Here is a 12,800-nt window from a genome sequence, read left to right on the forward strand (position 1 = left end):
CTTTTGCTCCTTACTTGGAAAGCCGGTCTTACGACAGGCTGGAAACGTAGTCTTCGAAACCGAAATCGCGGACCACCTCGACGCTGCCGTCGAGCTGCTTGACCACGATGGATGGCATCTTCAGACCGTTGAACCAGTTTTTCTTGACCATGGTGTAGCCGGCCGTGTCGATGAACGACAGGCGGTCGCCGATGGCCAGCGGGCGGTCGAATTGGTATTCGCCGAAGATGTCGCCTGCCAGGCACGACTTGCCGCAGACCATGTAGGTGTGCTCGCCGTCGTTGGGTGCCATCTTGGCGTTGAGGCGGTAGATCAGCAGGTCGAGCAGGTGCGCTTCGATCGAGCTGTCGACCACGGCCAGGTGCTTGCCGTTGTACAGGGTGTCGAGCACGGTCACTTCCAGCGAGGCGCTGTTGGTGATGGCGGCTTCGCCTGGCTCCAGGTAGACCTGCACGCCGTACTTCTGCGAGAAGGCTTTCAGGCGCGCGCAGAAGGCGTCCAGCGCATAGCCTTCGCCGGTGAAGTGGATGCCGCCACCGAGGCTGACCCACTCGACCTTGTGCAGCAGGTGGCCAAAGCGCTCTTCGATGTGCGACAGCATCTTGTCGAACAGACCGAAGTCACCGTTCTCGCAGTTGTTGTGGAACATGAAGCCAGAGATCTGCTCGATCACCTGTTCGATCTTTGCCGGGTCCCATTCACCGAGGCGGCTGAACGGGCGGGCCGGGTCGGCCAGCAGGTAGTCGGAGCTGCTTACCTGTGGGTTGACGCGCAGGCCGCGGACCTTGCCTTCGGACTGTTCGGCAAAGCGCTGCAGCTGGCCGATCGAGTTGAAGATGATCTTGTCGCAGTTCTCGAGCATTTCCTCGATTTCGTCATCGGCCCAGGCCACGCTGTAGGCGTGGGTCTCGCCAGCGAACTTCTGGCGGCCGAGCTTGAGCTCGAACAGCGAGGACGAGGTGGTGCCGTCCATGTACTGCTGCATCAGGTCGAACACCGACCAGGTGGCGAAGCACTTGAGGGCGAGCAGTGCCTTGGCACCGGAGTTTTCACGCACGTAGGCGATCTTCTCCATGTTGCTCAGCAGCTTGGTTTTGTCGATGAGGTAGTACGGCGTCTTGATCATTTAAAGGCCCCCGGCCAGGCCGGCCAAAAAAAAGACCCGCATTGTGCCTTCACTTGCCGCAGATCGAAAGGGTGGATGGTGTATTTCGTCTGCGCGGCTGTAGTTGCAGGTGAAATGTTTCGGCAGTGGTGGGTTCAGTAGTACAGGGGGAAATGAACAGCTTGATGACAGGCTGACCAATGGCTTGTGCTTGCCATGGCATTTTCAGCGCCTGTTAGACCGAGCGCCGCCCGCGCGGCGCATCGCGGATAAATCCGCTCCTACCTCTGTTTCGGGCCAATTGATCCTGGGAGATTTGCGCACGAACGCCTTGGCGCATGGCTCGATATCTCGTCGTACGAGCAAGGCGGTCGCGCGCGACTGTTACAGGCGTTACTGGTCCGAAACAGATGTAGGAGCGGATTTATCCGCGATGCGCCGCGCGGGCGGCGCTCGGTCTAACAGGCGCTAAAGATGCCCCGACGAACCCGGCAGCCATGCCGTCGTTCATTCCACCCTTTGATCGACCACCCTCAACCACTCTTGAATCTGCTCCAGCGTGGCAGTGGCCCCGCCACACACCACCACCAGCACGTTCTGGTAACTGGCCAGGGCATCGGCTTCATAAGCCAGCGCCAACGCCGCGCCGCACGCCGGCTCTACCAGCACCCGATGGTCCAGCAGAAACCGCTCACAAGCCTCCAGGGCTGCCCGGTCACTGACTAGGTGGCTGTGCACGGGATGCTGGCGGGTGCAAGCCAGTGCCTGTTCGGCCACGCGCTTGGCGCCCAGCGAGCTGGCCACCGAGGCGATGCGTTCGAGTTCCACCGTGTGCCCGGCCTGCATGGCTGCATGCAGCGATGCGGCGCCTGTGGTCTCCACGGCCAGCACCGGCACATCGCCCCAGCCATTGCGCTGCAGCCCTTCGACCACACCGCTGAGCAAGCCACCACCGCCCACCGACAGCACCACTGCATCGGGCTTGATCCCGGCTGCCGCGACTTCGTCGACCAGGCTGGCATGCCCGGCCCACAGCAGTGGGTCGTCGAACGGGTGAATGAAGGCATCATCTGCACCGACCAAGGTCAATGCCAGCTCGTTGGCCTCTTGCCACGAGCTGCCGTGCACCACCACCTTGGCTTCTTCCAGGCGCAGCAGTTGCCTGGCCCGTTCGGTGGTGGTCTCGGGCACCACCACGGTCACTGGCACCCCCAGCTTGCGCCCGGCATAAGCCACCGCCAGCCCGGCATTGCCGCCCGACGAAGACACGAAGTGGCGTGCGCCCCGCGCATGGTGCACCTCGCAGGCGTGGCCGACCCCGCGCAGCTTGAACGAGCCACAGGGCTGCAGGGCGTCGAGCTTCAGCCACACGGCACCGCCGGCGGCCAGCGACAGCGGACGGGATTCGATCAGAGGGGTGTGAATGTGCAGGGTCATTGGCTCGCTCCGCGCAGTTGCTCAAGGTAGTTGTAAATGGTGTAACGGGTCACGCCAAGGGCGGCGGCGGCTTTTTCCACGCCGCCTTTGACGATGAACAGGCCGCGTTCCTGCATCACCCGCACGGCTTCGACCTTGGCCTGTTTGTTCATCCGCCCCTGGCCGCTGCGTTGCAGTGCGCCTTCGATGATCTCGCCCATCAGCAGCGCCATGTCGGCGGGTTCGCTGCCATTCGCCTCGGCCGGCGTAGCGCCCAGTGGCTGCAGTTGGCGAAGGAAATCCATGGCTGCATCCAGCCCGGTGACATCGGTGTTGACGCACAGGCTGGCAAACGGGTGGCCGCTGCTGTCGCGAAAGATGGCCGTGGCACTGCGTAGGGTGCGGCCCTTGAGGGTGGTGGGGTAGTCGGGGAGTACCACGGGCTCGGCGCCTTGCTGATCGGCGCTGGCCTGCATCAGGGCCTTGAAACCCTGGTCCTGCTCCGGGGCGGCGAGGATAGGGCTGCCGACTGCGCGGCCCGAGAGGTGGCCGTTGACGATCGCCACCACGGAGTGTTCCGGGTGGTCGAGGTCGTGCAGGAGGATTTCCATGTTGCGCGCGGCAACGCTGCCCAGGGCCTGGATGGCGGCTTTGAGGACGGTGAGGGTGAGCTGGCGTTCTTCAGCTGGGGACATGGGGCGATCACTAAATTCAACTTATTGTTTATTTTTGCACATTAAGTTGAATTCTGCGATTGGCTTTTCCAGGCCCATTCGCCGGTGAACCCGCTCCCACAGGAGCTCCACCGCCTTCAGGGCCTGTGCAGTACCTGTGGGAGCGGGTTCACCCGCGAATGGGCCGCAAAGCGGCCCCTGTAACTTAGCCCAGGGCTGGCGTGCGCGGCGGAATCATGCGGCGCGAGCCAGTGGCCTCGAAGGCCGCAGCAAAGCTCAGCAGCGCATTGTCGGTATACGCCTTGCCGGCAAAGGTCAGCCCCACCGGCATGCCGATATCGGCCATCACGCCCATCGGCACGGTCACGGTCGGCACGCCCAGGTGGCGGATGGCCAGGTTGCCGTTGGCCACCCAGATACCGTTGCTCCAGGCGATGTCCGCCGAAGCCGGGTTGACGTCGGCGTCAGCCGGGCCGACATCGGCCACGGTCGGGAACAGCACGGCGTCCAGGCCCTGCGCGTCCATCCAGTCTTCGAGGTCCATCTTGCGGGTTTTTTCCAGCCCGCGCAGGCCATCGGGCAGGGTCTCGATCTGGTCCCAGGTCTTCAGGCCGCGCTTGGCCATGTTGACGTATTCGTCCATGCCAGCGGCCAGGTCGTCCTCACGGTTGGGCAGGGTGCCCGGGTCGTGCGGGAAGATCTGCGGGCCATCGACATCGGCCAGGCGGTTGAGTTTCGGGTCATCGTTGGCACGCAGGAAGTCGTCGAAGGCCCAGCCCGACAGCTCCCACAGTTCGTCATGGAGGAATTCCTTGCTGACGATGCCACGGTTGTAAACAGTCGGCGCGCCCGGGCGGTCGCCTTCGCAGTTGGACACCAGCGGGAAGTCGACTTCCAGCACTTCGGCGCCGGCTGCTTCCAGGGCCAGGCGTGCCTGCTGCCACAGGGCGATGACGCTGTCGCGGGTATTGATGCGCTGGCCGGTCGGGCCGCCGATGCCAGGCTTCTCGGAGGTGCCGGCGGCTTCGTCCTTGTTGATGTACATGCGCGGCACGCCAAAGCGCTTGCCCTTGAGGGCGCTGGCGTCGACGGCCAGGTCCAGATAGGACGCCGGGCGCACGGAGGAGGCGGCCGGGATCGCTACCCAAGGCTGCAGGCGCCACAGGTCGCCGCGCTTGTCGGCATCGTCGGCGACCACCACGTCGAGGATTTCCAACAGGTCGGTCATGGTCCGGGCGTACGGCACCACCACGTCCATGGTGGGCGTCAGCGGCCAGTTGCCGCGCACCGAGATCACGCCGCGCGATGGGGTGTAGGCGCACAGGCCGTTGTTCGAGGCCGGGCCGCGGCCACTCGACCAGGTTTCCTCGGCCAGGCCGAAGGCGCTGAAGCTGGCGGCGGTGGCGGTACCGGCGCCGTTCGAGGAGCCAGAGGCGAACGGGGCAGTGAGGTAGCTGGCGTTGTACGGGCTTTCGGCGCGGCCGTAGACGCCGCGCTGCATGCCGCCATTGGCCATCGGTGGCATGTTGGTCTTGCCCAGGCACACGGCACCGGCGGCGCGCAGGCGCTCGATGGTGAAGGCGTCACGCTGGGCGACCAGGTCCTTGAATGCCGGGCTGCCGGAAGCGGCAGTCAGGCCCTTGACCAGGTAGCTGTCCTTGGCGGTGTAGGGGATGCCGTCCAGCGGGCTCAGGGTCTGGCCCTTGGCGCGGCGGGCGTCGGAGGCCTCGGCTTCCTTGAGCGCTTCAGGGTTGCGCACTACCACGGCGTTCAGCGCGGTGGCGGTGTCGGCGCCGTCATAGGCGTCGATGCGTGCCAGGTAGGCCTTGACCAGCTCGACCGCCGTCGTGCGGCCGGTTTCGAGCGCGTCGCGCAGCTCGGCAATGGAAACCTCGGTTACCTCGATCATGCTTTCACCAAAATTTGTGCAGGTTGGGGCTAGTGCGAGGAGTGTACAAGAAGGGATCGGGGGAGGGAGGTTTGCGCCGCAGAAATGGTTTTTTGCAACGGGGCATTGTCGGGGCCGCACGGCGGCCCCGTTACCCTTGGTTCAATCCAGGTCGGCCGCCGAATGCCGCTCGGGCACCTGGCTGGCTTCATCACCCCAGGTGCGGTTGACTCGGGTGCCGCGCTGCACGGCCGGGCGTTGGGCGATGGCTTCGGCCCAACGCTGCACGTGTGGGTATTCATCCACCGCGAGGAACTCGGCCGCACCGTACAGGTTGCCGCGCACCAGTTGGCCGTACCAAGGCCACACGGCGATATCGGCGATGCTGTACTCGTCGCCACCTAGGTAGCGGCTGACCGCCAGGCGGCGTTCCAGCACATCGAGTTGGCGCTTGGCTTCCATGGTGAAACGGTTGATGGCGTACTCGAACTTCTCTGGCGCGTACACATAGAAGTGGCCAAAGCCGCCGCCAAGGTAGGGTGCGGAGCCCATCTGCCAGAACAGCCAGTTCAGGCTTTCGGTGCGTGCGGCGGGGGTTTTGGGCAGGAAGGCGCCGAACTTTTCCGCCAGGTGCAGCAGGATCGAGCCGGATTCGAACACCCGTACCGGCGGCTCGACGCTGTGGTCGAGCAGGGCGGGGATCTTCGAGTTGGGGTTGACCTCGACGAAGCCGCTGGAGAACTGGTCGCCCTCACCGATGCGGATCAGCCAGGCGTCGTACTCGGCGCCGTTGTGGCCCAGGGCGAGCAGCTCTTCGAGGAGGATGGTGACCTTGACGCCGTTGGGTGTGGCCAGGGAGTACAGCTGCAGCGGGTGCTTGCCGACCGGCAGGTCCTTGTCATGGGTCGGCCCGGCGATCGGCCGGTTGATGCTGGCGAACTGGCCGCCGGACGCGGCATCGTTGCGCCAGACCTTGGGCGGGACGTAAGGGGGCTTGCTCATGCAGAAGTTCTCCTTGGAAAGCGCGAAAGCGACCACGTAAGGCTGTGGACCTGCATCTATGCCACGGGTTCGGAGAAAAGCGCAAATGCATTGGGCGCGGGCGTCAGCTGCATGGCGCGTAGGGCCACAGCTGCGCCGCGATCAGCCGGTCATACGGCAGGCTGCAGCGGGTGCCCGTCTGGGTGCGGTAGTGCACGCGCCGGTCGGCGGCGTCGACGTGCGAGGTGGTGCCTTGTACCAGGCACAGGTTGCGCCGAGCCTGAGGCTGTTGCAGTTCGGCCTGCGGCGCCAGCAAGGTTACCTGGGCATCCCGCTGGCCCTGAAGGTTCAGCTGGCGGATTGCGCTCAGGGCGCTCCATGGGCCGGCGATGCCGGTGCCAATGATCAGGATATTGTTCATCGTTGTGCTCCTGGAAAGTCCGAAAGACACAGTAGACCGTAATTGCAGTCAACGATGTTACGGGGCCAGCTGGCAGATCTTTTCAAAATGTTGGCGGGGTGATTACCCAGATCACCACTGCGTCCACTTCGCCCGGGTTGCCATAGCGGTGTGGCTCCTGGCTGGAAAAGCTGAAGCTGTCACCTTCGCCCAGCAGGAAGTGGCGCTCGCCCACCCATACCTCGAAACTGCCCGAGAGCACATAACCCGCTTCGTCACCCTCATGGCTGTAGCTCTGCTGGCTATAGGTGCCCGGTGGAAAGCGTGAGTGCAGCATCTCCAGCTGGCGGTTGGGTTGCGGGGTGAGCAGCTGGTCGACGATGCCGTCCTCGTAATGCACGCTCAGCCGGCTGTTGCGCCGCACCACGTAACCCTGGTCTTCGGGGGCGGTAGCGGCCTCGCTGGCGAAGAACCACTGGATGGTCACGCCGAGGCTGCGGGCGATGTTGAACAGCGCCGGGATCGACGGGTACGACAGGTTGCGCTCCAGCTGGCTGATGTAGCCGGCGGTCAGCTCGCTGTGCGCCGCCAGCTCTGCCAGGGTCATGCCGCGGCGCTTGCGCAGGCCGCGGATGCGGCCGCCAAGGAACTGCGGCGCGGCGCCGCCGTCTTCGGCGGCGGGCGGGAACTGGGGCTGCTGGCTCATGCGTTTCGGTCCATCGGGAAAGCCGCAGTATGGACAGGCTCAGAGTGCCCAGGCAACTGTCAGGCCGTCGTGGATGGCCTCTTCGACAGTGCGTGGGGCCAGGCAGTCGCCGATGCGCCGTACCTCCACCAAGCCTGCCAGTTCCGCCGCCAGGGTGTCCTGCGGTTGATGGCCGAGGCACAGCACCAGGCTGTCGATGCCTTCGAAGATCATCGGTTCACCGCTGGCGGTGTGCTGCAGGTACACGGTGTTGTCGTCGCTGCCGTACAGGCGGGCATACGGCGTGATCGGGATGCCCAGGCGGTGCAGCTCGCCGGCCAGCTGGTCGCGTACATAAAGCGGCAGGCTTTCGCCGCAGTGGGTGCCGTTCACTGCCAACTGCACCTGATGGCCGTCGCGCACCAGGCGCTCGGCGATGCCTGGGCCGATCCAGTCGCTGCGCCAGTCGATCACCAGCACCGAGCGGCCGAGGCTGACTTCGTTGCGCAGCACCTGCCACGCATCCACCACCTGCAATTCGCCACTGCGTTCGAACGATGGCCAATAGGGCGTGGCGCCGGTAGCAGCAATCACCAGGTCGGGGCGTTCACGCTCGACCAGGGCGCGGTCTACACGCGTATTACGTACTACGCGTACGCCTGCCAGTTCCATCTCCCGCTGCAGGTTGGTGCTGGCGCCGCCGAACTCGCTGCGCCGCGGCAGCAACTGTGCGAGCTGTATCTGGCCGCCGAGTTGTGTACTGGCTTCGTACAGCGTGACCTCATGCCCACGGGCCGCGGCAACGGCTGCGGCCTTCATGCCGGCGGGGCCGCCCCCGGCCACCATGATGCGCTTGCGCACGGTAACGGGAACCGGGGTTTCATACTGCAGTTCGCGGCCGGTTTCCGGGTGCTGGATACAGGAGATCGGCAGCCCCCGGTGGAAGTGGCCGATGCAGGCCTGGTTGCAGGCGATGCACGCACGCACGTCCTCGACCTTGCCGCCCTCGGTTTTGGCCGGCATCTGCGGGTCGCAGATCAGCGCGCGGGTCATGCCACATACGTCGGCCTGGCCACGCGCCAGGATCAGTTCGGCTTCCTGCGGCTGGTTGATGCGCCCGGTGACGAACAAGGGAATGTTCAGGTGCTGCTTGAAGGTCCCGGCCTCGCGCGCCAGGTAGGCCGGCGCGATGGCCATGGGCGGTACGATATGCACGGCGCCGCCCAACGACGCAGAGGTGCCGGCGACGATATGCAGGTAGTCGACCTGATCTTGCAGGGCCTGGGCGGCGGCGAGCGATTCGTCTTCGCTCAGGCCCTCGCTGTCGCGCTCGTCGGCGCTGATGCGCAGGCCGACGATGAACTGCTCGTCGGTGGCCGCCCTGACTGCGGCCAGTACTTCGCGCAGAAAGCGCAGGCGCTGTTCCAGCCCGCCGTTGTAGACATCGTTGCGCTGGTTGACCCGCGGGTTGAGGAACTGCGCTGGCAGGTAGCCGTGGCTGGCCACTACCTCGACACCGTCCAGGCCGGCCTGGTGCAGGCGCCGGGCGGCGCTGGCATAGCCCTGGACGATCTCGTCGATCATCACCTGGTCCAGCGCGCGCGGCATCACCCGGAAGCGTTCGTTGGGCACCGACGAGGCCGAGTAGGCCACCGCCAGCAGGCCGTCCGCCGACTCCATGATCTCCCGCCCCGGATGGAACAACTGCGACAGCACCACCGTGCCGTGGGCATGGCAGGCCTCGGCCAGGCGCCGGTAACCGTCGATGCAGGCGTCGTCGGTAGCCATCAGCACGTGCGAGGTGTAGCGGGCACTGTCGTGCACCCCGGCCACCTGCAGCACGATCAGGCCGACGCCGCCGGCGGCGCGGGCGCGCTGATAGGCGATGAGTTTGTCGTTGACCAGGTTGTCGGTGGGCAGGCAGGTGTCGTGGCCGGTCGACATGATGCGGTTTTTCAGGCGTTTGCCGCGGATCTGCAGGGGTTCGAACAGGTGGGCAAAGGCGGTCGTCATGCGGGCGGCTCCGGTGCGGTGTTGTTCTTGTTTTTCTCATGAAAGTGTAGCGGCAGTAAAAAATCAACTTGTTTTTTTACTGGTGCCCGACTAGCTTTTTCCCAGCCACGGCAGTGGCGCGTGACCTCACTAAAACAAGAAACGGGCCTTCGAGCTATCGCTGGAAGGTACCGACAGGAGGCAACTCGATGCAGGCATTTCCCCGCAGTACCGGCCTTTGCGCAGCGCTGTTGGCCCTAGGCCTGGGCAGTGTGCAAGCGGCGCCGCAGATGGTCGTGGTCGGCTATGGCGGCGCCGGTCAGAAAGCCCAGGATGTGGCGATCTTCCAGCCTTTCAGCGCCCAGGACGGCAGCAAGTTGATCCAGAGCGAATACAACGGCGAGATGGCGCGCATCCAGGTGATGGCCGATACCGGCAATGTCGACTGGGACGTGGTGCAGATCGAGGGGCCGGACCTGATGCGCGGCTGCGACGAGGGGGTCTACGAGCACCTCGACTGGCAGCGCCTGGGGCATGCCGCCGAACTGATCCCAGCCGCCGCCCAGGACTGCGGCTCGGCAGCGCTGGTGTGGAGCGTGGCGATTGCCTACGACCGCAACAAGCTGGCCCAGGCGCCGACCTCGTGGGCTGATTTCTGGAACGTGCAGAAGTACCCGGGCAAACGCGGGCTGCGCAAGCGCGCGGTGTACAACCTGGAGTTCGCCTTGCTGGCGGACGGGGTCAAGGTCGAGGACGTGTACAAAGTCCTGTCTACCCCGGCGGGTGTCGAACGTGCCTTTGCCAAGCTGACTGAACTCAAGCCGTATATCCAGTGGTGGGATGCTGGCGCGCAGCCGGCGCAATGGCTGACGGCGGGTGATGTGGTGATGACCTCGACCTACAGCGGCCGTATCGCCGTGGCCGCGCAGCAGGGCAGCCCGCTGGCGGTGGTCTGGCCCGGTAGCCTGTATGGCATGGACTATTGGGCAATCATCAAGGGCTCCAAGCATGTCGACCAGGCCAAGCGGCTGATCAGTTATGCCAACCAGCCAGATACCCAGGTGCGATACGTCGAGCAGATCCCCTATGGGCCGACCAATACCCAGGCGGCGGCCAAGCTCGACCCGGCGCTGGCGAGCTGGGTGCCGACCTCGCCAGAAAACCTGCAGGGCGCGCTGGCGATGAACGTGGAGTTCTGGGTCGACCATGGTGAGGAGCTGGAACAGCGCTTCAATGCCTGGGCCAGTAAATGATGTAGCTTATCGGGGCTGCAAAGCAGCCCCAAAAAAACAACAGGAAGAACAACCATGACCGCCACGGAACAGACCCTGCGCCAGCAACTGGCCGCCTGCTACCGCCTGATTGCCCATTTCCGCATGTCGGACCTGATCTTCACCCATATTTCGCTGCGCCTGCCGGGCCCTGAGCACCATTTTCTGATCAACCCCTACGGCCTGCTGTTCGAGGAAATCACCGCGTCCAGCCTGGTGAAGATCGACCTGCAGGGGCGGCCGGTGGAACCCACCGAGTACCCGGTCAACCCGGCCGGGTTCGTCATCCACAGCGCCATCCATGCCGCCCGCGAAGATGCCCAGTGCGTGCTGCACACCCACACCCGCGCCGGTTGCGCGGTGGCGGCGCTGGAGTGCGGGTTGCTGCCAGTCAACCAGATGTCGATGGAGTTCCATGGCAAGGTCGCCTACCACGCTTACGAAGGCATTGCCCTGGACCTGGACGAGCAGCAACGGCTGGTGGCTGACCTGGGCGACAAACCGGTGATGATCCTGCGCAACCACGGACTGCTGACCACCGGGCGCTCGGTGGCCGAGGCGTTCTTGCGCATGTATTACCTGGAGAAGGCCTGCGACATTCAGCTGGCGGCGCAGAGTGCCGGGCAACTGGTGTTGCCGTCGGAAGCGGTGTGCGCGCATACCGAGCGGCAGTTCAATGAGCCGATGCGCGGCTTGAAGCAGGGCGAGCTGAATGACCCGGATGCGCTGCAGATGGCTTGGGGCGCCTTGCTGCGGATGCTGGAGCGGATTGCGCCTGATTATCGAAACTGACTAACCACTCTTTCGCGGATAAATCCGCTCCTACAACGCCAGTGGTCTTCTTGTAGGAGCGGATTTATCCGCGAAGGGCCGGCACTGGCGATCTTGGCACACGGCCATTCGCGCGCTCAGTTTCTGCGGCAACGCGATCAGCGCACCTGCGGCACGATCATGCTGGCCGGTGCCTCGGCGGCACGCCGACGGGCCACCCAGTAGTACAGCACGCTGGGCACCACCAGCCCGATCAGCCATGACACATCCACGCCACCCAGGTGCGCGACCATTGGGCCGGTGTACAGCTTGGTGTCGATGAACGGCATCTGCACCAGCACACCGAGTGTATAGACGCTGATGCCAGGCCAGTTCCAGCGGCCGTAGCGGCCCTCGGGGTCGGCCAGGGCCGGGATGTCGTAGCGCTCTTTGGTGATGAAGTAGTAGTCCACCAGGTTGACCGCGCTCCAGGGCACGAAGAAGGTCAGCAGGAACAGGATGAACGACTTGAATGCACTGAGGAACGAATGCTGACCGAGCAGGGCTACCAGGGTGGCCGCGCCGACGATGACCAGCACGAACACCAGGCGCTGCACGCGGCTGATCGCCAGGTGGCCACGAAAGCCGCTGATGATGGTGGCGATGCACATGAAGCTGCCGTAGGAGTTCAGCGTCGAGATGGTCACCTTGCCGAAGGCAATGCTGAAGTACAGCAGCGCAGCGGTAGTGCCGGCCCCGCCGAGACCGACGATGTAGGCCACTTCACGCCCGGAAAACTCCCCGCCGGCGATAGCCGCGGCGAACACGCCGAGGATCATCGACGCTTGTGCACCGATGACCGAACCCAGGCCGGCGGCGAGGAAGGTCTTCACCGGCGAGGTGCTGCTCGGCAGGTAGCGCGAGTAATCCGCCACGTAGGGGCCGAAGGCGATCTGCCAGGAGGCGGCCAGCGACACTGCGAGCAGGAAGGTGGCCCAGCTGAAGTGGCGGTTTTCCAGCAGTTGGCCGATGTCGGCAAGCATCAGGATACGGCTGAACAGGTACACGAAGGCAATGATGCCCAGCACGCTGGCGACCCGGCCGATCCAGTGGATCACCCGGTAGCCGGCCAGGGTGGCGAGCACGATCACCGAGGCGAAGATGAGGATTCCGGTGCTGTCGCTGACGCTCAGCAACTGGCCGATGGCTTGCCCGGACAGCACCGTGCCGGTGGCGGTGAAGCCCAGGTACATCAGGCACACCAGCACCATCGGGATGGCCGCGCCATAGACACCGAACTGCACGCGGCTGGAGATCATCTGCGGCAGGCCCAGGCGCGGGCCCTGGGCCGCATGCAGGGCCATGACCGCGCCGCCGATGAGCTGGCCCAGCAGCAGGCCGATCAACGACCAGAACACGTCGCCACCCAGCACCACGGCCAGGGCGCCCGTGACGATGGCGGTAATCTGCAGGTTGGCACCGAGCCACAGGGTGAACTGGCTGTACAGCTTGCCATGGCGCTCGGCTTCGGGAATGTAATCGATAGAGCGCCGTTCGAGCACGGATTTGCGAGACATTGTGGGCTCCACTTCATTGTTTTTGTGTCAGGGAGAGGGCCTTCGGCGGCACGCCGCGCGT

11 protein-coding genes are annotated in these 12,800 nt (G+C 64.7%); 2 read left to right on the plus strand and 9 right to left on the minus strand.

From position 1 onward, the window contains the following. Positions 1-28: 28 nt before the first annotated feature. From BUQ73_RS10415 to BUQ73_RS10450, 8 genes are all read right to left on the minus strand, one after another. Positions 29-1,126: a carboxynorspermidine decarboxylase gene (locus tag BUQ73_RS10415; protein ID WP_079227820.1), complete on the minus strand. Its 1,098-nt coding sequence runs from the start codon at positions 1,124-1,126 to the stop codon at positions 29-31. A 486-nt stretch (positions 1,127-1,612) separates the two neighbouring features. Further along, a complete protein-coding gene (locus tag BUQ73_RS10420; protein ID WP_079227821.1) occupies positions 1,613-2,542 on the minus strand; it encodes a pyridoxal-phosphate dependent enzyme in 930 nt (309 codons plus the stop codon). Then, positions 2,539-3,216 (minus strand): helix-turn-helix transcriptional regulator, encoded by a 678-nt coding sequence (locus BUQ73_RS10425; protein WP_060484089.1) that lies wholly within the window; start codon positions 3,214-3,216, stop codon positions 2,539-2,541. Before BUQ73_RS10425 ends, BUQ73_RS10420 begins: the two co-directional genes overlap by 4 nt. A 184-nt stretch (positions 3,217-3,400) precedes the next feature. Beyond that, positions 3,401-5,104, minus strand: coding sequence for an amidase (locus tag BUQ73_RS10430; RefSeq protein ID WP_079227823.1), 1,704 nt, complete (start codon positions 5,102-5,104; stop codon positions 3,401-3,403). A gap of 141 nt (positions 5,105-5,245) precedes the next feature. After that, complete coding sequence (gene yghU / locus BUQ73_RS10435; protein WP_079227824.1) at positions 5,246-6,085, minus strand: glutathione-dependent disulfide-bond oxidoreductase; 840 nt, start codon at positions 6,083-6,085, stop codon at positions 5,246-5,248. A 103-nt stretch (positions 6,086-6,188) separates the two neighbouring features. Further along, positions 6,189-6,485 (minus strand): hypothetical protein, encoded by a 297-nt coding sequence (locus tag BUQ73_RS10440; protein ID WP_079227826.1) that lies wholly within the window; start codon positions 6,483-6,485, stop codon positions 6,189-6,191. 82 nt (positions 6,486-6,567) lie between these two features. Then, entirely contained in the window at positions 6,568-7,170 is a 603-nt protein-coding gene (locus BUQ73_RS10445; RefSeq protein WP_079227828.1) for a helix-turn-helix domain-containing protein, read from the minus strand. 39 nt (positions 7,171-7,209) lie between these two features. Continuing rightward, positions 7,210-9,162: an FAD-dependent oxidoreductase gene (locus BUQ73_RS10450; RefSeq protein ID WP_079227830.1), complete on the minus strand. Its 1,953-nt coding sequence runs from the start codon at positions 9,160-9,162 to the stop codon at positions 7,210-7,212. 188 nt (positions 9,163-9,350) lie between these two features. Here BUQ73_RS10450 and BUQ73_RS10455 point away from each other — a divergent pair, with 188 nt between their 5' ends. Both BUQ73_RS10455 and BUQ73_RS10460 read left to right on the plus strand, forming a co-directional pair. After that, positions 9,351-10,394 (plus strand): ABC transporter substrate-binding protein, encoded by a 1,044-nt coding sequence (locus tag BUQ73_RS10455; protein ID WP_079227831.1) that lies wholly within the window; start codon positions 9,351-9,353, stop codon positions 10,392-10,394. 54 nt (positions 10,395-10,448) lie between these two features. Next, positions 10,449-11,204 (plus strand): class II aldolase/adducin family protein, encoded by a 756-nt coding sequence (locus BUQ73_RS10460; protein WP_079227833.1) that lies wholly within the window; start codon positions 10,449-10,451, stop codon positions 11,202-11,204. A 137-nt stretch (positions 11,205-11,341) separates the two neighbouring features. Here BUQ73_RS10460 and BUQ73_RS10465 read toward each other — a convergent pair whose 3' ends face one another. After that, positions 11,342-12,739, minus strand: coding sequence for a purine-cytosine permease family protein (locus BUQ73_RS10465; RefSeq protein WP_079227834.1), 1,398 nt, complete (start codon positions 12,737-12,739; stop codon positions 11,342-11,344). Between the last annotated feature and the right edge of the window lie 61 nt (positions 12,740-12,800).

It is taken from the genome of Pseudomonas putida (assembly GCF_002025705.1).
Lineage (GTDB): Bacteria > Pseudomonadota > Gammaproteobacteria > Pseudomonadales > Pseudomonadaceae > Aquipseudomonas > Aquipseudomonas putida_J.

Excerpts from the sequence above, each read along its gene's own strand:
- BUQ73_RS10445 (WP_079227828.1), bottom strand. The coding sequence starts at position 7,170 with ATGAGCCAGCAGCCCCAGTTCCCGCCCGCCGCCGAAGACGGCGGCGCC.
- BUQ73_RS10425 (WP_060484089.1), bottom strand. The coding sequence starts at position 3,216 with ATGTCCCCAGCTGAAGAACGCCAGCTCACCCTCACCGTCCTCAAAGCC.
- BUQ73_RS10465 (WP_079227834.1), bottom strand. The coding sequence starts at position 12,739 with ATGTCTCGCAAATCCGTGCTCGAACGGCGCTCTATCGATTACATTCCC.
- BUQ73_RS10450 (WP_079227830.1), bottom strand. The coding sequence starts at position 9,162 with ATGACGACCGCCTTTGCCCACCTGTTCGAACCCCTGCAGATCCGCGGC.
- BUQ73_RS10430 (WP_079227823.1), bottom strand. The coding sequence starts at position 5,104 with ATGATCGAGGTAACCGAGGTTTCCATTGCCGAGCTGCGCGACGCGCTC.
- BUQ73_RS10440 (WP_079227826.1), bottom strand. The coding sequence starts at position 6,485 with ATGAACAATATCCTGATCATTGGCACCGGCATCGCCGGCCCATGGAGC.
- BUQ73_RS10415 (WP_079227820.1), bottom strand. The coding sequence starts at position 1,126 with ATGATCAAGACGCCGTACTACCTCATCGACAAAACCAAGCTGCTGAGC.
- BUQ73_RS10455 (WP_079227831.1), top strand. The coding sequence starts at position 9,351 with ATGCAGGCATTTCCCCGCAGTACCGGCCTTTGCGCAGCGCTGTTGGCC.
- BUQ73_RS10460 (WP_079227833.1), top strand. The coding sequence starts at position 10,449 with ATGACCGCCACGGAACAGACCCTGCGCCAGCAACTGGCCGCCTGCTAC.
- yghU (WP_079227824.1), bottom strand. The coding sequence starts at position 6,085 with ATGAGCAAGCCCCCTTACGTCCCGCCCAAGGTCTGGCGCAACGATGCC.
- BUQ73_RS10420 (WP_079227821.1), bottom strand. The coding sequence starts at position 2,542 with ATGACCCTGCACATTCACACCCCTCTGATCGAATCCCGTCCGCTGTCG.